General features: G+C 63.1%; 23 protein-coding genes and 1 pseudogene. 14 read left to right on the plus strand and 10 right to left on the minus strand.

Annotated features, from left to right (window positions below; translation table 11 throughout):
• Positions 1–480, minus strand: coding sequence for a (2Fe-2S)-binding protein (locus RS897_RS18300; protein WP_315838679.1), 480 nt, complete (start codon positions 478–480; stop codon positions 1–3).
• Between the two features lie 243 nt (positions 481–723).
• Entirely contained in the window at positions 724–1,491 is a 768-nt protein-coding gene (locus RS897_RS18305; RefSeq protein WP_315837917.1) for an SDR family oxidoreductase, read from the minus strand.
• 183 nt (positions 1,492–1,674) lie between these two features.
• Here RS897_RS18305 and RS897_RS18310 point away from each other — a divergent pair, with 183 nt between their 5' ends.
• The 12 genes and pseudogenes from RS897_RS18310 to RS897_RS18365 all read left to right on the plus strand — a co-directional run.
• On the plus strand, positions 1,675–2,706 hold the full coding sequence (locus tag RS897_RS18310; RefSeq protein ID WP_315837918.1) for an L-idonate 5-dehydrogenase: 1,032 nt from the start codon (positions 1,675–1,677) through the stop codon (positions 2,704–2,706).
• Positions 2,707–2,903: 197 nt separating this feature from the next.
• On the plus strand, positions 2,904–4,229 hold the full coding sequence (locus RS897_RS18315) for an IS1182 family transposase (RefSeq protein WP_315837919.1): 1,326 nt from the start codon (positions 2,904–2,906) through the stop codon (positions 4,227–4,229).
• A 353-nt stretch (positions 4,230–4,582) separates the two neighbouring features.
• Positions 4,583–6,055, plus strand: a complete 1,473-nt coding sequence (locus RS897_RS18320; RefSeq protein WP_315837920.1) for a 6-hydroxynicotinate reductase — start codon at positions 4,583–4,585, stop codon at positions 6,053–6,055.
• Positions 6,052–6,975: a UPF0280 family protein gene (locus RS897_RS18325; RefSeq protein WP_315837921.1), complete on the plus strand. Its 924-nt coding sequence runs from the start codon at positions 6,052–6,054 to the stop codon at positions 6,973–6,975. Before RS897_RS18320 ends, RS897_RS18325 begins: the two co-directional genes overlap by 4 nt.
• Complete coding sequence (locus RS897_RS18330) at positions 6,968–7,552, plus strand: amino acid synthesis family protein (RefSeq protein WP_315837922.1); 585 nt, start codon at positions 6,968–6,970, stop codon at positions 7,550–7,552. Before RS897_RS18325 ends, RS897_RS18330 begins: the two co-directional genes overlap by 8 nt.
• Entirely contained in the window at positions 7,549–8,133 is a 585-nt protein-coding gene (locus RS897_RS18335) for an amino acid synthesis family protein (protein WP_315837923.1), read from the plus strand. The genes RS897_RS18330 and RS897_RS18335 overlap by 4 nt, the downstream gene beginning before the upstream one ends.
• A gap of 164 nt (positions 8,134–8,297) precedes the next feature.
• The gene (locus RS897_RS18340; protein WP_315837924.1) at positions 8,298–9,542 is read left to right on the plus strand and encodes an ABC transporter substrate-binding protein; all 1,245 of its coding nucleotides are present in this window, start codon (positions 8,298–8,300) and stop codon (positions 9,540–9,542) included.
• Positions 9,543–9,738: 196 nt separating this feature from the next.
• A complete protein-coding gene (locus tag RS897_RS18345) occupies positions 9,739–11,634 on the plus strand; it encodes an ABC transporter permease (protein WP_315837925.1) in 1,896 nt (631 codons plus the stop codon).
• Positions 11,631–12,425, plus strand: coding sequence for an ABC transporter ATP-binding protein (locus RS897_RS18350; RefSeq protein WP_315837926.1), 795 nt, complete (start codon positions 11,631–11,633; stop codon positions 12,423–12,425). The genes RS897_RS18345 and RS897_RS18350 overlap by 4 nt, the downstream gene beginning before the upstream one ends.
• Positions 12,422–13,126, plus strand: a complete 705-nt coding sequence (locus RS897_RS18355) for an ABC transporter ATP-binding protein (RefSeq protein WP_315837927.1) — start codon at positions 12,422–12,424, stop codon at positions 13,124–13,126. The genes RS897_RS18350 and RS897_RS18355 overlap by 4 nt, the downstream gene beginning before the upstream one ends.
• Before the next feature lie 101 nt (positions 13,127–13,227).
• Positions 13,228–13,680: a MarR family winged helix-turn-helix transcriptional regulator gene (locus RS897_RS18360; RefSeq protein WP_315837928.1), complete on the plus strand. Its 453-nt coding sequence runs from the start codon at positions 13,228–13,230 to the stop codon at positions 13,678–13,680.
• A gap of 734 nt (positions 13,681–14,414) precedes the next feature.
• Positions 14,415–14,600: pseudogene (locus tag RS897_RS18365) on the plus strand (MarR family transcriptional regulator); the annotation flags it as partial.
• A 19-nt stretch (positions 14,601–14,619) separates the two neighbouring features.
• Here RS897_RS18365 and RS897_RS18370 read toward each other — a convergent pair.
• The 3 genes from RS897_RS18370 to RS897_RS18380 all read right to left on the minus strand — a co-directional run bounded on the left by RS897_RS18370 (position 14,620) and on the right by RS897_RS18380 (position 15,279).
• The gene (locus tag RS897_RS18370) at positions 14,620–14,811 is read right to left on the minus strand and encodes a hypothetical protein (protein WP_315837929.1); all 192 of its coding nucleotides are present in this window, start codon (positions 14,809–14,811) and stop codon (positions 14,620–14,622) included.
• Positions 14,812–14,902: 91 nt separating this feature from the next.
• Complete coding sequence (locus RS897_RS18375; RefSeq protein ID WP_315837930.1) at positions 14,903–15,112, minus strand: hypothetical protein; 210 nt, start codon at positions 15,110–15,112, stop codon at positions 14,903–14,905.
• Positions 15,109–15,279, minus strand: a complete 171-nt coding sequence (locus RS897_RS18380; protein ID WP_315837931.1) for a hypothetical protein — start codon at positions 15,277–15,279, stop codon at positions 15,109–15,111. Before RS897_RS18380 ends, RS897_RS18375 begins: the two co-directional genes overlap by 4 nt.
• 286 nt (positions 15,280–15,565) lie before the next feature.
• Here RS897_RS18380 and RS897_RS18385 point away from each other — a divergent pair, with 286 nt between their 5' ends.
• On the plus strand, positions 15,566–16,462 hold the full coding sequence (locus RS897_RS18385) for a LysR family transcriptional regulator (protein WP_315837932.1): 897 nt from the start codon (positions 15,566–15,568) through the stop codon (positions 16,460–16,462).
• A gap of 101 nt (positions 16,463–16,563) precedes the next feature.
• On the opposite strand, the gene RS897_RS18390 is transcribed toward RS897_RS18385, so the two are convergent.
• Together RS897_RS18390 and RS897_RS18395 are read right to left on the minus strand one after the other, a co-directional pair.
• The gene (locus RS897_RS18390) at positions 16,564–17,043 is read right to left on the minus strand and encodes a VOC family protein (protein ID WP_315837933.1); all 480 of its coding nucleotides are present in this window, start codon (positions 17,041–17,043) and stop codon (positions 16,564–16,566) included.
• Positions 17,044–17,205: 162 nt separating this feature from the next.
• Positions 17,206–18,147: a LysR family transcriptional regulator gene (locus RS897_RS18395; protein ID WP_315837934.1), complete on the minus strand. Its 942-nt coding sequence runs from the start codon at positions 18,145–18,147 to the stop codon at positions 17,206–17,208.
• Positions 18,148–18,390: 243 nt separating this feature from the next.
• Here RS897_RS18395 and RS897_RS18400 point away from each other — a divergent pair, with 243 nt between their 5' ends.
• Positions 18,391–20,097: a CocE/NonD family hydrolase gene (locus tag RS897_RS18400; protein WP_315837935.1), complete on the plus strand. Its 1,707-nt coding sequence runs from the start codon at positions 18,391–18,393 to the stop codon at positions 20,095–20,097.
• A gap of 380 nt (positions 20,098–20,477) precedes the next feature.
• On the opposite strand, the gene RS897_RS18405 is transcribed toward RS897_RS18400, so the two are convergent.
• The 3 genes from RS897_RS18405 to RS897_RS18415 form a co-directional block, all read right to left on the minus strand.
• Complete coding sequence (locus RS897_RS18405) at positions 20,478–20,738, minus strand: hypothetical protein (RefSeq protein WP_315837936.1); 261 nt, start codon at positions 20,736–20,738, stop codon at positions 20,478–20,480.
• 112 nt (positions 20,739–20,850) lie between these two features.
• Positions 20,851–21,492: an NrsF family protein gene (locus RS897_RS18410; protein ID WP_315837937.1), complete on the minus strand. Its 642-nt coding sequence runs from the start codon at positions 21,490–21,492 to the stop codon at positions 20,851–20,853.
• Positions 21,489–22,046: a sigma-70 family RNA polymerase sigma factor gene (locus RS897_RS18415; RefSeq protein ID WP_315837938.1), complete on the minus strand. Its 558-nt coding sequence runs from the start codon at positions 22,044–22,046 to the stop codon at positions 21,489–21,491. The genes RS897_RS18410 and RS897_RS18415 overlap by 4 nt, the downstream gene beginning before the upstream one ends.
• Between the last annotated feature and the right edge of the window lie 56 nt (positions 22,047–22,102).

Genomic DNA, 22,102 nt, shown 5'->3' on the forward strand with positions numbered 1-22,102 from the left:
TCAGCTTCCGGCGCTTGAGGTTTGACCCGCGCGCAGCACGGCGCGGACGATTTCCACATGGGTGCCGCAGCGGCAGAGATTGTAGCGCAGCGCCTCCAACACCTCGGTTTCGCTGGGATGCGGATTGCGGGTCAGCAGCGCCTTCGCCGTCATGATCATGCCGTTGAGGCAATAGCCGCATTGCGCCGCCTGCTCGTCGATAAAGGCCTGCTGCACCGCATCGGGCTGTTCGCGCGAGCCCAGCCCTTCCAGCGTCACGATGTCGCGTGCGATGCAGCCGCCGACCGGGATCACGCAGGAGCGGGCGGCGACGCCGTCGATCAGCACCGCGCAAGCGCCGCACTCGCCGAGCCCGCAGCCGTATTTCGGGCCGTTCAGCGCGAGATCGTTGCGCAGCACGTACAACAACGACGTGTCGTGCGCGACCGCCACGTCATGGCAACGTCCGTTGACGGTGAGGCGAATGGTATCCTGCATCAGGCCCTTGCATGAGGTCTGCCGTACCGCGGCATGGTCCTGCGACGATACCGTTAGTATACAAACGTGCAAGGCCAAACCTGCAAGAGGCGCGCCAGAAAGTCTTCTTCCTGTCGTTGCCGGGCTTGTCCCGGCAACCTCGAGTAGGGACGCACTGCCTTTCTATTTTAGGGACGCACTGCGCCCCTAAGCGAGATCACCGGGACAAGCCCGGTGATGACGGTGGTGGGTGGGATGCGCCCCGTCTCACAGACTCGTCGTAATCCCGCCATCCACATACAGCGTGTGGCCATTGACGAACGACGACGCCGGTCCCGCCAGGAACACCGCGGCGCCCACCAGCTCCTCCACATTACCCCAGCGTCCTGCCGGTGTGCGGTTGGCCAGCCAGGCGGAAAAATCCGGATTGTCGACCAGCGCCTGGTTCAGCGGCGTCTTGAAATAGCCCGGTGCGATGGCGTTGATCTGCAGGCCGTGTTTGGCCCAATCGGTGCACATGCCGCGGGTGAGGTTGCGCACCGCGCCCTTGGTCGCCGTGTAGGGAGCGATGCCCGGCCGCGCCAGTTCGCTCTGCACCGAGGCGATGTTGATGATCTTGCCGCGGCCGCGCTTGATCATGTGCCGCGCCACCGCTTGCCCGGTATAGAATACGCTGGAGATATTGGTGCTCAGCAATTGCTCCCAGCGCTCGGCGGGAAAATCCTCCAGCGGGCTGCGGAACTGCATGCCGGCATTGTTGATCAGGATGTCGATGGCGCCGATCCTGGCTTCGATGTCGGCGACGCCTTGGGTGACGGCGGCGTGCTGCGTCACGTCGAACGCGGCGATATCGGCCTTGTGCCCCCTGGCCTGCAGCGCCTGCGCCGCAGCCGCGAGCTTGCCGGCGTCGCGGCCATTGAGCACGATCTCGGCGCCATGATCGGCAAGGCCCTGCGCCAGCGCGAGCCCGATGCCCTGACTGGAGCCGGTGATCAGCGCGCGCAATCCGCTGAGGTCGAACAATGAACTGGCCACGCGAGAATCTCCTGAATTGATCGCAACATCCTGACTATTGACGCCCATGTTATCGCCAACATAATCAGCAGGCAAAGCGATCGTGCGCGCGATCATTCGATCCCACATTGTGGTTCAATGTGGTGAGTCAATCCGAGCACTGATCGTGCAGATACCCGCTTCAAGATGTCCGGGAGAACACCCATGAAATCGATCGTCATCCATGCCGCGAAAGATCTTCGGATCGAAGAGGCTGAAGCCGGCGCGGTCGAGCCCGGACAGGTCGAGGTCGCCATCGAAGCCGGCGGCATCTGCGGCTCCGATCTGCACTATTACAACCATGGCGGCTTCGGCACCGTGCGGATCCGCGAACCGATGATTTTGGGACATGAAGTTGCCGGCCGCATCACCGCGCTGGGCAGCGGCGTGAGCACGCTTGCGGTCGGTGATCGTGTCGCGGTGTCGCCGAGCCGTCCCTGCGGCCACTGCCGCTATTGCCAGCTGGGCCAGCAGAACCACTGCCTCAACATGCGTTTTTACGGCAGCGCGATGCCGATGCCGCACATCCAGGGCGCGTTCCGCCAGCGGCTGGTGGCGGAAAGCTGGCAGTGCCACAAGGTCGCGACCCACGTCTCCGCCAACCAGGCCGCATTCGCCGAACCACTCGCAGTGACCCTGCATGCCGTTAATCGCGCGGGATCGCTGCTGGGCAAACGCGTGCTGGTCACCGGCTGCGGGCCGATCGGCGCGCTCAGCATTCTGGCCGCTCGCGTGCATGGCGCGCGCGAGATCGTCGCCACCGATGTGATGGACGGCGTGCTGAAGAAGGCCGCGGAGGTCGGCGCCGATCGCACCATCAATGTGGCTGCGAATCCCGAGCAGCTAGCGGCCTATAATGTCGACAAGGGCAGCTTCGACGTGGTGTTCGAGGCATCCGGCAACGAACGCGCCGTGCGCGCTGGCCTCGATGTGATCAAGCCCCGCGGCGTGTTCGTGCAGCTCGGCCTCGGCGGCGATATTTCGATTCCGCAGAACGTGGTGGTCGCTAAGGAAATCGAGATGCGCGGCACGTTTCGTTTTCACGAGGAATTCGGTCTCGCGGTCGATCTCATCAACCAGAAGCGCCTCGATGTCAGTCCGCTGCTGACCGGGATTTATCCGATCGACGAGGCCGTGCAGGCGTTCGAGATTGCGGGTGATCGGAACAAGTCGATGAAGGTGCAGATAGGGTTTTGAATAACTGAGATTGTTCCGTCATCCTGAGGTGCGAGCAGAGCGAGCCTCGAAGGATGAATGGCCGGGGCCGTCGCCCTTCGAGGGCCGCGCTTCGCACGGCCACCTCAGAGGCTGTGAATCTTTCGTCAGACTTGGGGCGTAGCCGAAGAAGCCACGGGTATGATTCTCTGTGATCGACTGAGTCGCAGGAGATATTGATGGCAGGTGACGAGCTGTTTGGAGAACTGCCGGAAGCAAAGCCGCCAACCGCGGTAGCTTCGAGCGGCATCCCGCGCATGCTGGAACCTGAGCGCCAGCAAATCGAGCTTCAGGCGGTTGATATTGAGAGCTTAATTGGAGAGAACCACCCGGCGCGCGTGATCTGGGCGTACGTGGAGGGGCTCGATCTGAGCGAGCTCGAGGGCCGGATCAAAGCGCGGAGCGACCGGCCGGGCCATCCCGCCATTTCGCCACGGCTGTTGCTGGCTTTGTGGTTGGTCGCCACCAGTGACGGCGTCGGCAGCGCACGCGCTCTGGAGCGGCTGTGCGACAGCCATGATGTGTATCGCTGGCTGTGCGGCGGCGTGTCGGTGAACTATCACACGCTGGCGGACTTTCGGGTCGGCCATGCCGACCTGCTCGATCGGCTGCTGGCCGAGCATATGGCGGCGCTGGCCAAGGCAGGGCTGGTCGATCTCGACGCCCTGGCGCAGGACGGCGTGCGGATCCGGGCGAGCGCGGGCGCGGCCTCGTTCCGGCGTGAGGCGACGCTTGATCGGCATCTTTCGGCGGCCGAGGCCGTGGTGGATCAGCTCAAGCGCGAGGTGGAGACGCGTTCGGATGCCAGCAACCAGCGCATCAAGGCCGCCAAGGAGCGAGCCGCGCGCGAGCGCAGCGAGCGGGTCAGAGCGGCACAAGCCGCGCTTGAAGCGATCAAGCGGCAGCGTCAGGAGCGCGAGGAGAAGCGCGGCAACGGCAAAAAGCCGAAGGAGCCGCGCGCCTCCACCACGGATACACAGGCGCGGGTGATGAAGATGGCCGACGGTGGCTTCCGTCCCGGCTATAACGTGCAGGTGGCAAGCGTGGCCGCTCAGCAGATCGTGGTCGCCGTCGAGGTCTGCAATACCGGCTCCGACCGCGGTCTGATGCGGCCGATGCTGGAACGGCTGCGGGCTCGCAATGGCCGCTTACCAAAGAGCTATCTCGCCGACGGCGGCTTTGGCAGCGCTCGGGATCTCGAGTGGGCGCATACCGAGGGCGTCGAGGTCTATTGTCCTCCCACGCAATCCAAGCATGGCACTGATCCGTATCTGCCGCGACGCGGCGACGGCGCAGGGGTATTGGCTTGGCGCGCCCGCATGGCCAGCGACGCCGGCAAAGCTGCCTACAAGCCCCGCTCGATCTGCGAATGCATCCACGCCCGCTGGCGCAACTGGAATCTGCGACAACTGACCGTGCGCGGGATCGAAAAAGCCCGCGCCGTGGTGCTCTGCTACGCCCTCACCAATAACATCTTACAGGGATACAATCTCGCAAACGCATAAACCGGGGGGCCTCACCCCTGGCCAACAGCAAATCTGCTCGACATCGCACATGTTGTGCATCCAGAAGCCTGAAAGCTTCACAAGCTGTCAGGGTGACGGATAACGGATACGGCCCTGCCGATGCTGCTCTGCACAATTTATCGACATCACCATTAGGCAATTGCGGGTTTATGTTGCAACGGCCCGTTGGCGGCGCTGAGAGCGCTTGACAGCCACCGGGGAGGCCGCGCAAGATCGTTCGTATACGAACAAAGCGGTGCGCGGCTGCCGACGGGGTTGGGAATTCGATCCGTCGCGTGCCCCGCAGTGCGGACACCCATTGACGGTTTTCCGGTGCGACGTTGGATACGCCCATGCTGAATGATGCACCTTCGAATGCAGCCGCATCCGGCGCCGCGGACAAGATCCGCTGCGATGCGTGCCCGGTGATGTGCTACATCAAGCCCGGCGCAACCGGCGCGTGCGATCGTTATGCAAACCACGCAGGCGAACTGGTGCGGGTGGATCCGCATGTGGTGCTGGAACGCACGGTGTCGCACGGCGGCCAGATCGTTCCTTTCCAGAAGGTCGGCGACTGGGACGGCAACATCGTCGGCCGCGACAAGGTGTTCGTCACCGCCATCGGCGCCGGCACGACCTATCCCGATTACAAGCCCGCGCCCTTCATCGTCTCCTCCGAAGTCGATGGCGTCGACATGGTCACGGTCGTCACCGAGGGCATCTTCAGTTACTGCGGCGTCAAGGTGAAGATCGATACCGACCGTTATCTCGGGCCGGAGACCGCCACGGTCCGCGCCCAGGGCGAAGCGATCGGCCATGTGATGACCAGCGAATACGGCTCGCAGATGCTGTCGCTCGGCGGCGTGCATCATCTCACCGGCGGCTCCAAGAAAGAGGGACGTGTCACCTGCGACGCGCTGATGGATCTCTCCAACGGCAAGGCGGTGGAGCTCGCCATCGACGGCGGTGCCACCGTGGTGGTGCAGGCCGGCAAGCCGCCGATCGTCAATGGCGTGGCCGAGGAGCGCATGCGGGTCGGCTGCGGCTCCGCCACCATCGGCATGTTCGCCAAGCAGTGGTTTGGCAAGGTGGACGAAGTGGTCGTGGTCGACGACCACATCACCGGCGTGCTGTCGGAACACCAGGCCGGCAAGCTGCTGGATATCCCCGACACCGGCATCAAGATGAAGGGCCGCCGTTCGACGCCCGGCCGTTATTTCCAGGTCGCCGAGCCCGGCACCGGCTGGGGCGGCACCAACATTTCCGATCCGCTGTCCATTCTCGGCCCGTTCGATCCGAAGGAGGCCAAGGCCGGAATGCGCATGCTGATGGTGAGCACCACCGGTGAGCACGCGGCCTATTTCGAACTCGACGAGGCGCTGAAGCCGGTGGAGAAGGCTCTCCCCACCGATCTGCAGCTCTCGGTCGAACGCATCCAGGAAAACTGCGAACCGGCATTGTGCACTGTGCTGTTCATGGGCGGCGCCGGCGGCTCGCTGCGCGCCGGCGTCACCGACAATCCGGTGCGCCTGACGCGCTCGGTCAAGGATACGCTGACCAAGGTGACGAGCGGCGGCGCGCCGACCTATGTCTGGCCCGGTGGTGGCATCACCTTCATGGTGGATGTCACGCAGGTGCCGCAGGGCGCATTCGGCTATGTACCGACGCCGGCACTGGTCGCCCCTATCGAATTCACCATGCCGCTTGCGGATTACGCCGCGCTCGGCGGTCACATGGATCACGTGCGGCCGCTGTCGTCGCTGAAGGACAACACCGAAGTGCTGCGCCACGGCCCGGCGCAGGATGAGAGCGGACAACCCGCATGACCCGCGCCCCGCAAGTCAGGTTGTTGGCAGACGGCAGGCGTCTCCACCTGCAGGACGGGCCGATCGATCTCGTGGTGCAGGCGTTCGGCGCGGATGTTCAAGTCGAGCGCGCCTACCGGGCGGCGGTGGACACATTCACCGGCCTGCTCGATACGCTCTGTGCCGAACTCCCCGAGTTGCGCCGTCCGGCCGAGGTTTCGGGAACGCGCCTGCGGGGCCGCGTCGCACAGCGCATGTTGACTGCTGTGGCGCCGTTCGCGGCCGATCACTTCATCACGCCGATGGCGGCGGTGGCCGGCGCCGTTGCGGAAGAGATTCTCGGCGCGATGATCGCGGTGGCGGATCTCGACCGCGCCTACGTCAACAATGGCGGCGACATCGCGCTGCATCTCCGGCCCGGCACGCGCTTCAGTATCGGGCTGGTCGATCGCCCGGACACCCCGAGCCTGATCGGCACCGCAGTGATCGCGGCCTCGCAGCGTTCACGCGGCATCGCCACCAGCGGCCGCCATGGCCGCAGCTTTTCCCTCGGCATCGCCGATGCGGTCACGGTGCTGGCCGCGACCGCCGCGCAAGCCGATGCGGCGGCAACCATCATCGCCAACGCCGTTGATTTGCCCGGACATCCGGCCGTCACGCGCGTGCCGGCCTGCGAATTGCAGCCCGACAACGATCTCGGCCATCGCCTGGTCACCCGTGACGTCGCACGTTTGTCACGTGCCGACGTCGATATGGCGCTGGACGCTGGCGTCGTCATGACCGAGCGATTGGTGATGCGTGGCCTGATCGATGGCGCGGCGCTGCGGTTGCAGGGCGAGAGCCGGTCGGTCGGGATCGACGCCGCGCCCTCGATTGCCGCACCGTTGTCCGTATCACAACAAGAAGCCTACAAACCCAACGAAAGCCTGATGCATGCCTGATGTCGTCATTCGCAAGCGCCTGATCCAGGTGGAGGAGATTTTTCACGAGGGCGGCAAGCCGCAGGCGGTGCCGTTGCGCCGTGGCGCCGCGCTGGTGGTGATCAAGAATCCATTTGCCGGCCGTTATGTCGAGGAGATTTCCGGCTTCATGGACGATCTCAATCCGCTCGGCATCGAAATGGCGGCGGCGCTGGTCAAGGCGCTGGGCAACGATCCCGCGGCGATTCAGGGTTACGGCAAGGGTGCCATTGTCGGCGCCGCCGGCGAACTCGAGCATGGCGCGCTCTGGCATGTGCCGGGCGGCTACGCCATGCGCCATGCGCTGGGCGAAGCCAAGGCGATCGTGCCCTCGGCCAAGAAGGTCGGTGGCCCCGGCACCCGGCTCGATGTGCCGGTGACCCACATCAATGCCTCCTATGTGCGCTCGCACTTCGACGCCATGGAGGTCGGCATCACCGACGCGCCGCGCGCCGACGAAATGCTGCTGGCGCTGGTGATGACCACCGGCTCGCGCATCCATGCCCGCGTCGGCGGTCTCAAAGCCCATGAGATCAAGGGAGAGGATGGATTGCGATGAGTGCCGTCATCCGCAAGATCGTGACCGTGGTCGAAGAGACCCATCAGGAAGCCGGGCGCGACATCAGTCCGCCGACCCGTCGCGCCGCGGCGATCGCCGTGATCGAAAATCCGTTTGCCGGAAAATATGTCGAAGACCTGTCGCCACTGATCGCGATCGGCGAGGAACTGGGCGGCCTGCTCACGGAGAAGGCTGTTGCCGCGCTCGGCATCGAGGGGCCGCGCGCGCAGAGTTATGGCAAGGCTGCGGCCGTCGGTGAGAACGGCGAACTGGAACATGCCGCGGCCCTGCTGCATCCCAAGATGGGGACACCGGTGCGCAAGGTGCTGGGCAAGGGCGCGGCGCTGATCCCGTCGTCAAAAAAGCGCGGCGGCCTCGGCACCGTGCTGGATATCCCGCTGGGCCACAAGGATGCGGCCTTCGTGCGCAGCCATTTCGATGGCATGGAAGTCCAGATCAACGATGCGCCCCGCGCCAACGAGATCATGGTGGCGGTGGCTGTCACCGACAGCGGCCGGCCGCTCGCTCGCGTCGGTGGCCTGACAGTTGCAGAGGTCAAGGGAGAAGATGGGCTGCGCTGATTAGAGCATGATCCGGAAAAGTGGATACCGGTTTTCCGAAAAAGATCATGCTCCAATAGGACGTAGCCGATTGGTCGAAAGAACCGGATGACAACGCCGGGGTGAACAGGGACGATCACAATCAACCGAGAGCGCGCAGTCTCTCGCAACACTGGAGGACTTCAATGCCGAGATCTGGAATATCGGACAGCAAACGTCTCTTGGTCGCGGGGCTTGCGGCGGCAGCGCTCGGCACCGCGCTGGCTGGCCTGGCCACGCCCACGTTCGCGCAAAGCGAAATCAAGGAAATCAAGATCGGCGAGATCAACAGTTACTCGGCGCTGCCGTCCTTCACCGAGCCCTATCGCAAGGGCTGGCAGCTCGCGGTCGAGGAAGTCAACGCCGCCGGCGGCATCAAGGGCAAGAAGCTGGTGGTCGTCTCCAAGGACGACAACGGCAAGCCGGCCGATGCAGTGACGGCCGCGAACGAACTGGTCGCCAGCGAAGGCGTGGCGATGATCTCCGGCACCTTCTTCTCCAACATTGGGCTGGCGGTCAGCGACTTCGCCAAGCAGAAGAAGGTGTTCTTCCTGGCCGGCGAACCCCTGACCGACGCCATCACCATGGCGAGCGGCAACCGCTATACCTTCCGCCTGCGCCCGTCGAACTACATGCAGGCCGCGATGCTGGCCGATGAAGCCGCCAAGCTTCCGGCCAAGCGCTGGGCCACCGTGGCGCCGAACTACGAATACGGCCAGTCGGCCGTCGCCGTGTTCAAGGCGCTGCTGTCGGCCAAGCGTCCGGACATCCAGTGGGTCAGCGAGCAGTGGCCGCCGCAGGGCAAGATCGATGCCGGTCCCGTGGTGCAGGCCGTGGCCGCCGACAAGCCGGAGGCCATCCTCAACGTCACCTTCGGCCCGGATCTCGTGAAGTTCGTGCGCGAAGGCAACACCCGCGGCCTGTTCAAGGATCGCGCGGTCGTGTCCTTCCTGACCGGCGAGCCGGAGTATCTCGATCCGCTGAAGGACGAGACTCCCGAAGGCTGGATCGTCACCGGCTACCCCTGGTACAGCATCAAGACGCCGGAGCATGATGCGTTCCTCAAAGCCTATCAGGCGAAGTTCAACGACTATCCGCGGCTCGGCTCGGTGGTCGGCTATCAGCTGATCAAGTCGGCGGCGGCAATCCTGGCGAAAGCCGACTCCACCGATCCGGAGAAACTGATCGCGGCCGCCGAAGGCATCAAGCTGCCGTCGCCATTCGGCGAGATCGCTTTCCGCAAGGCGGACCACCAGGCCACGCTCGGCGCCTATGTCGGCAAGACCTCGGTCAAGGACGGCAAGGGCGTGATGGTCGAGTCGGTCTATCGCGACGGCGCGGCGTTCATGCCCAGCGAAGCCGACGTCGCCAAGGTGCGGCCAAAGGATTGATGCAAGAGGGGACCGTGGCGGGTCGGCGTCGGAGTGACCCGTCACGATCTCGGATGTTTCCTCATCCTGAGGAGCCCGCGGAGCGGGCGTCTCGAAGGATGGGGAAACGCGAGGCCTCGGCCTCGTGGTTCGAGACGCGCGGCGTTGCCGCGCTCCTCACCATGAGGAAAACCACCAACCTCCGCCCGGATTTCAGATGAGCTTTTATGTCGTCCAGTTCCTGACAGGTCTTGCGAGTGCGGCGTCGCTGTTTCTTGTCGCTTCCGGCCTGTCGATCATTTTCGGCGTGACGCGCATCGTGAATTTTGCTCACGGCGCGTTCTACATGCTCGGCGCCTATGTCGCCTTCACGCTGACGGAACGATTTTCCGGCGCCGTTGGATTTTGGGGCGGCATCGTGCTGGCGGCACTGATCGTCGCGGTCGTCGGCGTTCTCGTTGAAATGTTGCTGCTGCGGCGGATCTACAAGTCGCCGGAATTGTTCCAGTTGCTCGCGACCTTCGGCCTGACCCTGATGGTCGAAGACCTCGTGGTGGTGATCTGGGGTCCGGACGATCTCCTGGGCCGTCGTGCCCCGGGCCTGAAGGGCGCGATCGACTTCTTCGGCCAGGCGCTGCCCTCGTTCGACATCTTCCTGATGGTGCTGGGGCCGCTGGTGCTCGGCGCGTTGTGGCTGTTGTTCCACCGCACCCGCTGGGGCGTGCTGGTGCGCGCCGCGACCCAGGACCGCGACATGGTGGCGGCGCTCGGCGTCAATCAGAAATGGCTGTTCACCAGCGTGTTCGCGGTCGGCGTCTTTCTCGCCGCCCTCGGCGGCGCGCTGCAGATCTCGCGTGACGCGGTCAACCACACCATGGATCTGCGCATCATTGTCGATGTGTTCGTGGTGGTGGTGATCGGCGGCCTCGGCAGCATCACCGGCGCCTTTGTCGCCGCGGTGCTGGTGTCGGAACTGAATGCATTCGGCATCCTCATTTTCCCGAAGATCTCCATCATCCTGGTGTTCCTGGTGATGGCGGTGGTCTTGATCGTGCGTCCATGGGGCCTGTTCGGCAAGGCGGAGGCGCCGGCACGGCGCACGCCCGGATTGACCGTGCGTCCCTGGCGGCCGATGACCAGTAATGAGCGAATGTTGGCGCTGCTGGCGCTGCTGGCCGCTGCGATGCTGCCGCTGATCGGCGGCACCTACGCACTCACCGTCGGCGCCGAGATCGTCATCTACATCATCTTCGCCGCCAGTCTTCATTTCCTGATGTCGGTCGGCGGTCTCGCCTCGTTCGGCCATGCCGCCTATTTCGGGCTGGGCTCCTACGGCGTCGCGTTCCTGGCCAAGTTCGCCGGACTGCCGATGATTGCGTGCCTGCTGATCGGGCCGCTGCTCGGGCTGCTTGGCGCCGTGATTTTCGGCTTCTTCGCGGTACAGCTCTCCGGCGTCTACTTCGCCATGCTGACACTGGCGTTTGCGCAGATCGTCTGGTCGATCGCATTCCAGTGGGTCGGCGTCACCGGCGGCGACAACGGGCTGCTCGGGATCTGGCCCGCGGCCTGGGTCGCCACGCCGGCGCGGTTCTACTGGCTGTCATTGGTCATCGCCACCTGTGCCGTGGTCGGCCTGCGGATGCTGGTGTTCTCGCCATTCGGTTATGCCTTGCGCGCCACCCGTGACTCGGTGCTGCGCAGCGAAGCGATCGGCATCGATGGCAAACGCATCCAGTGGGTGGCGTTTGTCATCGCCGGCACGGTGGCCAGCGTGGCCGGCGCGCTGTTCGCGTACCTCAAGGGCAGCGTGTTTCCGGACAGCATGGGCATCTCGCTGTCGGTCGACGCATTGGTGATGGTGCTGCTCGGCGGTGTCGAGACCATTTCCGGCGCCGTGGTTGGTGCGATCGTGTTCAAGGCGCTGAACATCTGGCTGGTCAGCCAGATCGACCAATCCAAGCTGGTGCTCGGCGGCATCATTGTCTTGCTGGTGGTCGCATTCCCCACCGGCATTGTCGGTGTGTTCGAAACCGTGCGCGAACGTTTTCGCACCCGCTCGCTCGGCAAGCCCTCGGCGCTGAGCGCAGCGCCCAAGCTCGGGAGCGCCGAATGAGCGTGATTCTCAAGGTTGACGGCCTGACCAAATCTTATGGCGGCGTGCATGCGGTGCGCGGCGTGTCGTTCACGGTCGCGGCAGGCGAAATCCTGGCGCTGATCGGGCCCAACGGCGCCGGCAAGACCACCTGCTTCAACATGCTGAACGGGCAGATCACCCCCGATGCCGGGCGCATCACGCTGCTGGGGCAGGACACCACGGGCCGGCAACCACGCGCGGTGTGGCGGCTCGGCGTCGGCCGTACCTTCCAGATCACCGCGACGTTTCCCACCATGACGGTACGCGAGAACGTCCAGGTGGCGCTGTCGTCCTATGCCTCGAAGCTCTACAACATGTGGCGGTCGACACCGAAGTTCGCCCGCGCCGACGCCGACGGCCTGCTCGATCTGGTCGGCATGGGCGCCTATGGCGACCGGCCCTGCGGCGAGCTCGCCTATGGCGACCTCAAGCGGCTGGAACTCGCCATCGCGCTCGCCAATGCGCCGAAAATCCTGCTGATGGATGAGCCGACCGCCGGCATGGCGCCGAAGGAGCGCATCGAACTGATGCGGCTGACCGCACGGATCGCCCGCGAAAAGCAGATCGGCGTGCTGTTCACCGAGCATGACATGGACGTGGTGTTCGAGCATGCCGAGCGTGTGCTGGTGCTCAACCGCGGCACGTTGATCGCCGAGGGATCGCCGGAGATGGTGCGCAACGATCCGCAGGTGCGCGCCATCTATCTCGGCGAGGGCCTGCTGTATGAAGCGGGACACCAAGGCACGCACGATCAGGGAGTGCCCGCATGAAACTTCAAGTCTCCAGCCTGAATAGTTTTTATGGACCCGCGCACATCCTGTTCGATGTCGGCCTTGAGGTGGGCGAGGGCGAGGTGGTCGCGCTTCTCGGCCGCAACGGCGCCGGCAAGTCGACGACGTTCCGCTCCATTGTCGGCCTGGTCAACCAGCGCCGCGGCCAGATCATGTTCGAGGGCGTCGATGTCTCCGACAAGCCGACCCACGCCATCGTCCGCGGCGGCCTCGGTTATGTGCCGGAAGAGCGGCGCATTTTCACGGATCTGACGGTCGAGGAAAACCTCGAGGTCGGCCGCCAGCCCGAGCGCAAGAACGCGCCGCGCTGGACCCAGGAGAAATTGTTCTCGCTGTTCCCAAACCTCGGCGAAATGCGGGGACGTGCCGGCGGCCGCATGAGCGGCGGCGAGCAGCAGATGCTGACCATTGCGCGCACGCTGATGGGCAATCCCTCGCTGATCCTGCTCGATGAGCCGTCCGAAGGCCTGTCGCCGAAGATCGTGGAGCAGATGGTCGCCGCCATCCTGACCATGAAGCAGGAAGGCGTCAGCATTCTCGTGTCCGAGCAGAACCTGCATTTCGCGCGGCTGATTTCCGATCGCGCCTACATCATCGAGCGCGGCCGGATCTGCTTCAGCGGCACCATGGCCGAGCTCGATGCAAGGCCCGATATCCGCGACGCCTATCTGGCGGTGTAACACGCGCGTATTCCGCAAAAGTGGGAACCGGTTTTGCGATCAGAATACGCGCAAGCTATAAAGTTCAGTTCAGCGAATCGGCAGCAATCCAGGGGACTATCATGAGCAAGGCCGCTTCGCCGAAACCGCGAAAGACCACGCGGCCGGCCTATGTGCTCGAGGAGCAGATCGGCTTCGTCCTGCGCCAGGTGTCGCAGCGCCACTCCACCATTTTCATGGAGCAGATCGGCAGCGGCCTGACGCCCACGCAATGGACCGCGCTGATCAAGCTGTACGAGACCGGCCCCTGTTCGCAAAATCAACTGGGCCGCATCACCGCCATGGACGTCGCCACCATCAAGGGCGTGATCGACCGCCTGACCGCCCGCGGCCTGACCGAGACCGGCCCCGATCCCGACGACGGCCGCAGGCTGCTTGTGAGTCTCAGCAAGGCCGGCCAACTGGTGGTGGAGAAAGCGCTGCCCAACGCGCTCGAGATCACCGAGACGACACTCGCTCCGCTCAACCCCAAAGAGCGCGAGACGCTGCTGGCGCTGCTGTCGAAGTTGCGGTGATGGCCGGTCGGCGCGGGAGCGAAGTAAGCTTTGGCGTGCTGAGCCTTTCAGCCCTCCCTCGATTGGGCTAAGGTGCTGAATTGGTTTGGCCTAGCAATGCTCTCGGCTTGTAGCCGTCCTCTTTGGTGTTGCCGACAAGACGATAAACATGCGCAACACGGTCTTGATCCTCGCCACGATTCTTGTTTTCGCGGCCTCTATTACGGCGGCGTCCTGCAAGACCGAATGATGCGCAAGACACGCAGGCCTGGTTCGTCAATATTTTCCATTGGCACCACGTTTAGGGCTCTCGCCACCCGAGAGTCCTTTCTCTTTGTTTTGCTCGTTTGTGCACTGGTTGTGTTTATAGCGACGCTTGTTGGAATGGATAAGGCTGGCTACTTTGGGCCGCGCTGATAGTGAGCGGAGGGAATATTACCGCCTGCTGCCTCTCTCAGGAAGATTCCGAGCATCTTCGGCGGTCTCGCTGATTAGCATTGGCAAATCGTGACCCATACGGCTTACCGAGCGGCCGTCGACGTGGTGTCCTTCGGCTCGGTAAACACACATGGAGACTTCGGTCAGGCTGAAATGCCATCCTGGGAGCTCGGGGAATGACGGCGTGCGATTGTCCATGCCAAGAACCATATCACTCCGAGCCAAGAGCTAACAAATTTCGATAAAGGTCTTGTCGTACAAGGGTGGGTTAGTTAGCGCAGCGTCACTCCACCATCTTCACCGAGCAGATCGGCAGCGGCCTGACCGAGACCGGGCCCGATCCCGACGATGGCCGCAGGCTGCTGGTCAGCCTGAGCAAGGCCGGCCAGCTGGTGGTGGAGAAGGCATTGCCCAACGCGCTCGAGATCACCGAAGCGACGCTCGCCCCGCTCAATGCCAAGGAGCGCGAGACGCTGCTGGTGCTGCTGTCGAAATTGCGGTGAGCGGCGGAGTGAAGCGGACTTAGACCGTCATCTCTTTGCCGACCGGTGGCAAGAGCGCCAAAACGATATAGGGCAAAGGATAGAACAATCCGCCCCAGATGAACCAGATGGCCTGAGAGCGTCCCCGCTGTGCGGCATATCTCGCGGTATGACGCCCGCACATAGAAATGAGGGTGAGATATAGGATTGCAGCAAGCATCAGCGCGAACATGCGACGGCTCCGGTCACTGTGCTGCTAAATATAACAGGCTCGAGGGGCGCGGGCGATACACGCTGTCGTTAACGAAAGTCGCCTTCCGCCCTCAAGCCTTTCGCCCATCCGGCTTGCCGATCACGCAGCGCCAGGCGGCGAGGCGCTCTGACGGATGCTGCTTCATCCATTCGGCCAGCTGCGGCATGCCGATCATGCATGACTGCATCGAGATCTCCGCGAAGTCCGAGGTTGTGACGGTCTGCTCGTGGCAATCGGCCGGCGCGGCGAGGCTGCAGAGTACGGCGATGATCTTGATCACGACAGCGATCCGCCGTCGTTGCGATCGCCGCCGGTGACGCTCACCGAATTGTCCCGCTGCTCGGAATCGGTCGACGGAAAGATGTTGTCGTAGAGCGCGCGGGCATCCCGAATGAGGCGGATGCGCTCGCGCTCGGACTTTGAAACAAACCGGATAACCTCGCCCATCTTTCGCTCCTGATGCTCTGTGCGGCGGGTCTTGCGCCGCATCGTCTCGTGTTGCACTGCAACACTCATGCCATTGAGCTAGGGCCGAAAGCCGGCGTCACCAAGGGGGCGGATGTGGAAGCAACCCTCCCGAATTTTGGAAGGCTAGAACGTTAAACGCCCCATAACCGCCGAAATTTCGCATGTTTTCACTGTTTTGACGGCTTGTGCGTCCCAGCGCCTTCCGACGTCTGCCGGGATATGGCAAACTCGGGAGCTATCCTTCCGGATTATGGAAGAGGGATCGATGGATCGCCTGGACGCGATGTCGACCTTCCTGGCCGTGGTCGAGGCCGGCAGCCTGTCCGCCGCCGCCCGGCGATTGAGCACGCCGCTCGCCACCGTCAGCCGCAGGATCTCCGAACTCGAGTCCCATCTGCACACCAAGCTGTTCAACCGCTCCAGCCGCAAGCTGGTGCTGACCGATGCCGGCAGCTCCTATGTCGCGGCATGCAAGCGCATTCTCGCTGATGTCTCCGAGGCCGAGCGCATCGCGTCCGGCGAATATGCCGCGCCGACCGGCGAACTCACCGTGACGGCGCCGATCGGCCTCGGGCGCACGTTCCTGATTCCGATCCTGACGGATTTCCTCAAGCTCTATCCGGACATCAAGGCGCGCCTGATCCTCAGCGATCGCGTGCTCAGTCTGTTTCAGGAGCAGATCGATATCGGGCTGCGCATCGGCGCGCTGCCGGACAGCAGCCTGATGGCGATCCGGGTCGGCACCACGCGCCGCGTGGTCTGCGCCAGCCCGGCCTATCTGGCTGAGCGCGGAACGCCGCGCACGCCGGACAAGCTGGCCGGCCATGACTGCATCAGTTATGTGGGTTTCGTGGCGCCCGACGTCTGGACCTTCGTCAGGGACAACACCACCGTCGCCGTGCCGGTGCAGCCGCGGCTCGTGATCGACAGCGCCGAAGCGGCGTGCGATGCCGCCTGTGCCGGCATCGGCATCACGTCCGCTTATGCCTATCACTTCCAGGCCGCCCTGGAACGTGGCGCCCTGACGACGCTGCTGGACGAGTTTCAGCCGGCATCGCTGCCGGTGAATATCGTCTACACGGCCAACCGTTTCCTGCCGATCAAGGTGCGGGCGTTTCTCGATTTCGCTGCGCCACGGCTCAAGCGTGGCTTTGCCGAGTAGGTAGTCTGTAGGGTGGGTTCGCGAAGCGTAACCCACCGTCATGGAACGCGGAGCGAGAGAATGGTGGGTTACGCTGCGCTAACCCACCCTACATGACTACATCACCCGCGCCGGGCCGCCTCGATCGCGGCGACATCGATCTTCGTCATGGTCATCATGGCCGTGAAGGCGCGTTTGGCTTCATCGCCGCCGATCGCCAGCGCCTCCGTCAGCACGCGCGGCGTGATCTGCCAGGAGATGCCCCATTTGTCCTTGCACCAGCCGCATGCACTCTCCTGGCCGCCATTGCCGACAATGGCGTTCCAGTAGCGATCGGTCTCCTCCTGATCGTCGGTGGCGATCTGAAACGAGAAGGCTTCGGTTTGCTTGAACATCGGACCGCCGTTGAGGCCGAGACAGGGAACTCCGGCGACGGTGAACTGCACGGTGATCACGTCGCCCGCCTTGCCGGCGGGATAGTCGGTGGGCGCGCGATGCACGCTGGTCACGGCACTGTCGGGAAAAACTTCGGCGTAGAAGCGGGCCGCAGCCTCCGCATCCTTGTCGTACCACAGGCAAATCGTGTTCTTGGCTACGGTCATTGCGTGTCCTTCCCTTGGCTAATTGGCTAAGTACCGTCTGCGGGTGTTGATCGATACCACGCTGTCATGACTATGCGTTGATTCCAAGTCATGCACGCATGGAGATTGTGAACCCATAAACCGATGGACGGTTCCTGGGGCGGATCTTACTGCGCCACATATTCACTTCGACGGCGAAACGAACCGACGAAACGTGCCCGGATGCGAGGAGACCAGGCGTGATACCTGTCCGGTAATCAGCTCCGTCACAACAAGGCTTGCGCGGGTCGGAGGCCGATCCCGATGACGAAACAGAGTTCGCGTGACTTCGAGACCTTCGATCGGCGCACCGACGAACTCTTTCTCTCTCAACTGGCGGCCCACGGCCGATGACGGCACGACGGCAAATCCGGCACCGGCGCGGATCGCTTCCATCACCAGCGTAAATGAATCCACATCCGCGACCACGCGAAGGCGAAACTTCGATCGGGCCTGCAGCCGTTCCAGCATCTCTCGCGTGAAGCTGCCGAGCACAAGCGGGATGTCGTCGAGCTGGCTCGGCTTGAGCCGGCGCGATTTGAACGGCCAGTCCTGGGGCCTCGCGATCAGCCACATGGATTCCTTGAACAAGGGTTCGTCGATGAGATCCGGATGCTGAAGCTCTGACGTCATGATGCCGATATCGACGCGGCCGGACAGCAGGCCGTCGCGCACGGCCGGGGAAAAGTCCTCGTGCAAATAGAGCTTGATGCGGGGATAACGCGCGACGCACTCCGACAGGATTTTCCCGACGAACAGGATGCCGACCGATGGCGGAAAGGCAAATCCCACGTGTCCGACGGGGTCAGTTCCTTGTGAGCGCACTTCGGTTTCGAGCTGTTGCGCCATGCGCAGCATGAGCTCCGCGCGTTCAAGCACAAGAAGACCGGCTGCGGTTGGCTCCACCCCGCGCCGGTGCCGTGTCAACAACGCCAGGCCCAGATGGTCTTCCAAGAGCTTGATGCGCCGCGTGAGTGCGGGCTGAACAATGCCCAGTGATATCGCCGCTCGCGAGAAGCTGCGCTGACGGGCGATCTCGACAAAATAACGAAGGGAGATGAGGTCCACGTCGGGGGTCATGTCCATCTAGATATCATGGTTCGCTATGGCTGCGATCAGAAATTACCATTTCAAATATAACACGATTGCTGCTCATCTCGGCCAGCAGCGCGGACATCAAGGTGCGCGCCAAATAATCAAGGGTGGAGGAAATGGTGCTGACGCAGCTCGCTGTCGCCTGTCTGTGCGCGGCCGCAAAGTAACTGCGGCGCTCGTGGCCAACACCGATCAGCCCCTTATCGCAGCATCCCTGGAACGGAAGGAAATCCCATGATCATCGAACGTGATGTGGCCATCGCGATGGACGATGGGCTGGAGCTTCGGGCCGACATCTATCGTCCCGACGGGGCGGAGCCCGTGCCGGTGATCATGACCATGGGCCCTTACGGCAAGGGCGTCACCTACCAGGATCACCATTACAAGCACAGCTGGGACTGGATGATTCAGAACCATCCGGATCTGCTGGCCGGCTCGAAACACCGCTGGCTGACCTGGGAAACCGTCGATCCCGAAATCTGGGTGGCGTGGGGATACGCTGTCATCCGTGTCGACTCCCGCGGCGCCGGACGTTCTCCCGGCACTCTTGATATTTTCTCCGAGCGGGAAACGCTCGACTTCTATCATGCCATCGAATGGGGGGGCACGCGGGACTGGTCGAACGGCAAGGTCGGGCTGAACGGGATTTCCTACTACGCCATGAATCAATGGTGGGTGGCCGCCCTGCAGCCTCCGCATCTCACCGCCATGATTCCCTGGGAAGGCGCGGCGGACAGCTATCGCGATGTGTTTCGCCATGGCGGCATTCTCTCCAACAAGTTCATCGAGAGCTGGTATCCACGCCAGGTGCTTTCGGTCCAGCACGGCAATCCGACGGCACCGCATGATCCGTGGCTCGATCAGTCGTCGAGCGGACCCGAGAAGCTGTCGGAGTCGCAGCTGGCGGCGAACCGTTTTGATACGCTGGCAAATGCGCGCGCCCGCGAGATGGACGATCGCTGGTATCGGAATCGCTCGCCGGACTGGTCCAAGGTGATCACGCCATTCGTCAGCGCGGCAAGCTGGGCGGGCTTCGGTCTGCATCCGCGCGGAAATTTCGCGGCGTTCACCCATGCGGCCTCGAAGCAGAAATGGCTCGATGGCCATCCCGGTCGCCACGAGGAATGGTTCTATCTCGAGTATGGATTGCAGCTGCAAAAGAGGTTCTTCGACCATTTTCTGAAAGGAGAGGCCAATGGCTGGGGCAATGAGGCCCGCGTATGGCTCAACCTGCGCAAGCCATTTACCGACCAGGTCGAATTGCGGAAAGAGAACGAATGGCCGCTGTCGGGGACGGCATGGACGAAACTGTTTCTTGATGCCAGGGCCGGGGCGCTCACCTGGGAAGCTCCCAAACAGGAGGGGCAAGCGACGTTCGCTGCTGCGGTCGAGAGCCTGCGCTGGATGTCGCCACCGCTGACGGAGGAAACGGAAATCACCGGGCCTCTGGCGCTGAAGCTCTTCGTGTCGTCATCAACAATAGACGCGGATATGTTTGTGACGCTGCAGGCGTTTTCGCCCGACGGGCGCGAGGTCGAGTTTCAGGGAACGGTTGATCCGCATACGCCGCTGGCGCAGGGCTGGCTGCGCGCGTCACATCGAAAGCTTTGCAAGGAGCGCTCCACGCCGTTTCAGCCGTATCACACCCATGATGAGAAGCAGCCGCTCACCCCAGGGGAGATCTATGAGCTGGATGTTGAAATCTGGCCGACTTGTATCGTGTTGCCGGCCGGATATCGCCTGGCGTTGGACATCCGTGGTCACGACTTCAGCCGTCCGTCGGCGAATGAAGGCCTGCTTTACAGTGGGGCCGGTCCATGGCTTCACGACGATGCGCTGGATCGGCCGATGAGTATTTTCGGCGGCGAGACCACCATTCATACCGGTCCTGGCAGAGAATCCTTTCTGCTGGTTCCTGTGATTCTCCGGCGCTCGACCTAAAGCGTTTTCCAGCAAAGTGGATACCGGTTCCCCCGCGACAAACGCGAAGCGTTTGCGCGGAGAAAACGCGTCAAAACAAAAAGCTGGAGCTTCCGTTTCGATTTTATCGGAACGGGAGCTCTAGCTCTGGAGCATCCTCGCCGGCTGTGTTGACGATGTCAGGCACCTGGCGCCGCTGATGTCTGGCTTGTTGATTGATCACTTGGGAGGCCGCGTGCTTATCGTATCGTCGGGGCTAAGCATTGCCGCTCTCGTTGCCTTGAGCCTCGTTCACAGAAATGCGCGGGCTCCCCGGAGCAGGAACAGTCACGGCGAAAGAGTTGCGGTGATTGATCTGCACCGCAGCTCGTGTCGGCGCAGCAATTGCGTGCGTATCAGCGTCATTGAGATTTCGGACCGCCGTGATAGCGCGGTCCGTTGCCAACTTCGTCGGTCCGCGGCACGGCTGTGGATCGGGGGGCCGTGACAGTCGATGCAAATGCAGAATTCGGGTCGACCTGCGGGACGGCATCATAGGCAATTGGCCTGGCCTCATTCGGCCAATAGCTTTTGTCGGTGATGGTCGAGCCCGCCTGGGCCGTTGCCGATATCGCCGCCAGCGGCAGCAAAAGTGACATCGTGAGAAGGCTTTTCTTCAACATGGTTCGGCTCCATTTTAGGAAGCGCGTCATATGCGCTTCTTAAGATGAGTTCGGAGCCGAACGTCCGTCGGTTACATGTTCACGCCGACTTGAAGATAAGCACGAATCCGCGTCACCATCGCAACAGCCGCGGTCCAAGTATCGCGCCCGTCAGCGTGCACAGGACGATCGTGCCGCCATACCAGACGGCGACGAACGGCAGGGAATCGTCGGTACAGTGCAGCGCGTAGGCCAATGCGCTGATGCCACCGGCAACGAGACCGGCGCAAGCTCCGGCCCGGCGGAGATCGGTCGGCGCCGCCTGGCGCACCGCCCACATCATGACGGCGAACGGAACGATCGCGATCACCGGAATCGAAAGCAGGCATTCGAGCCATTGTTCGCCCATCACCATCTTGTCCCAATGCGAAGACGGCGTCAGCCCGAGGCTGATTGCGGCGAGCAGCACGACTGCGGCAAACGGCAGGACGACTGGGATCGACGAGGTTCGTCGCTCGCCGCCGGGGCGCGCCAGCCGTATCAGACATACCGATGCCAAACCGACGATCCCGGCCGCAAATGCGAGCTTCAAAGCAAGAAACATCACGGCGCGTGCGGTCATCAGGTCGGCGCGGACACCGAGCCCGACGAGCATCAGGCCGAGTGCCATGGCGGCTCCCGCGGCAAGGGCCATGCCCATCCTGCGGCCCACCCATCGGTGATCGACCGGTTCGACGTGCGCGCTCAGCGCGGTCACGAGGTCATCCGTCTTCATGCAGGGGTCTCCCGGGCGATCAAGGCCGCCAGGGCCTTGAGCCCACGGTGAATGTTCACTTTGACCGCCGACTCCGAGAGGCTGCACCTCCTGGCCGCCTCGGCGACGCTCAGCCCGTCGAGTTTGACCGCCTCGATGGCGCATTGCATCTTCTGTGGCAACTGCTGCATCAACCGCCTGACATCGAAGGTGCTTTCGGCGCCGATATGATCGTCGTGCGCCATGACCTCATCGGCCTCGTCGATCGGCACGTCAGCGCGCGAGGTGCGAGTCCGACGCAGACAATCGATCAGTTTGTAGCGCGCGATCGCATGCACCCAGGGCGTCAATGGCTCAGCCGGGTTGTAAGTGTGCCGTTTGATGTGGATCGCCAGCACCGCTTCCTGAACCAGATCCTCAGCCTCGGACGCACCTCTGCCAATGCCGGCAAGTTTGCCTTTGTAATAGGCCCGCAGACGGCGGCTCAACCGTTCGAGCAATGTGCGGTGCGATGCCGCGTCACCTTGCAGGCTTGCCAGCATCAGCGCTTTCAGGTCCGTTTCCGTGGTCGTCATGCGCGTGCAATCTGTTAGTTCGCAGGTCCAGCCGGTTTGGTTACAGCCGCCGATGC

Source organism: Bradyrhizobium prioriisuperbiae (assembly GCF_032397745.1).
Lineage (GTDB): Bacteria > Pseudomonadota > Alphaproteobacteria > Rhizobiales > Xanthobacteraceae > Bradyrhizobium_A > Bradyrhizobium_A prioriisuperbiae.

Coding starts and splice junctions, on each gene's coding strand:
- RS897_RS18340 (WP_315837924.1), top strand. CDS start 8,298: ATGCCGAGATCTGGAATATCGGACAGCAAACGTCTCTTGGTCGCGGGG.
- RS897_RS18310 (WP_315837918.1), top strand. CDS start 1,675: ATGAAATCGATCGTCATCCATGCCGCGAAAGATCTTCGGATCGAAGAG.
- RS897_RS18390 (WP_315837933.1), bottom strand. CDS start 17,043: ATGACCGTAGCCAAGAACACGATTTGCCTGTGGTACGACAAGGATGCG.
- RS897_RS18315 (WP_315837919.1), top strand. CDS start 2,904: ATGGCAGGTGACGAGCTGTTTGGAGAACTGCCGGAAGCAAAGCCGCCA.
- RS897_RS18405 (WP_315837936.1), bottom strand. CDS start 20,738: ATGTTGAAGAAAAGCCTTCTCACGATGTCACTTTTGCTGCCGCTGGCG.
- RS897_RS18330 (WP_315837922.1), top strand. CDS start 6,968: ATGCCTGATGTCGTCATTCGCAAGCGCCTGATCCAGGTGGAGGAGATT.
- RS897_RS18395 (WP_315837934.1), bottom strand. CDS start 18,147: ATGGACATGACCCCCGACGTGGACCTCATCTCCCTTCGTTATTTTGTC.
- RS897_RS18380 (WP_315837931.1), bottom strand. CDS start 15,279: ATGGGCGAGGTTATCCGGTTTGTTTCAAAGTCCGAGCGCGAGCGCATC.
- RS897_RS18345 (WP_315837925.1), top strand. CDS start 9,739: ATGAGCTTTTATGTCGTCCAGTTCCTGACAGGTCTTGCGAGTGCGGCG.
- RS897_RS18350 (WP_315837926.1), top strand. CDS start 11,631: ATGAGCGTGATTCTCAAGGTTGACGGCCTGACCAAATCTTATGGCGGC.
- RS897_RS18415 (WP_315837938.1), bottom strand. CDS start 22,046: ATGACGACCACGGAAACGGACCTGAAAGCGCTGATGCTGGCAAGCCTG.
- RS897_RS18320 (WP_315837920.1), top strand. CDS start 4,583: ATGCTGAATGATGCACCTTCGAATGCAGCCGCATCCGGCGCCGCGGAC.
- RS897_RS18325 (WP_315837921.1), top strand. CDS start 6,052: ATGACCCGCGCCCCGCAAGTCAGGTTGTTGGCAGACGGCAGGCGTCTC.
- RS897_RS18385 (WP_315837932.1), top strand. CDS start 15,566: ATGGATCGCCTGGACGCGATGTCGACCTTCCTGGCCGTGGTCGAGGCC.
- RS897_RS18370 (WP_315837929.1), bottom strand. CDS start 14,811: ATGTTCGCGCTGATGCTTGCTGCAATCCTATATCTCACCCTCATTTCT.
- RS897_RS18410 (WP_315837937.1), bottom strand. CDS start 21,492: ATGAAGACGGATGACCTCGTGACCGCGCTGAGCGCGCACGTCGAACCG.
- RS897_RS18355 (WP_315837927.1), top strand. CDS start 12,422: ATGAAACTTCAAGTCTCCAGCCTGAATAGTTTTTATGGACCCGCGCAC.
- RS897_RS18360 (WP_315837928.1), top strand. CDS start 13,228: ATGAGCAAGGCCGCTTCGCCGAAACCGCGAAAGACCACGCGGCCGGCC.
- RS897_RS18335 (WP_315837923.1), top strand. CDS start 7,549: ATGAGTGCCGTCATCCGCAAGATCGTGACCGTGGTCGAAGAGACCCAT.
- RS897_RS18400 (WP_315837935.1), top strand. CDS start 18,391: ATGATCATCGAACGTGATGTGGCCATCGCGATGGACGATGGGCTGGAG.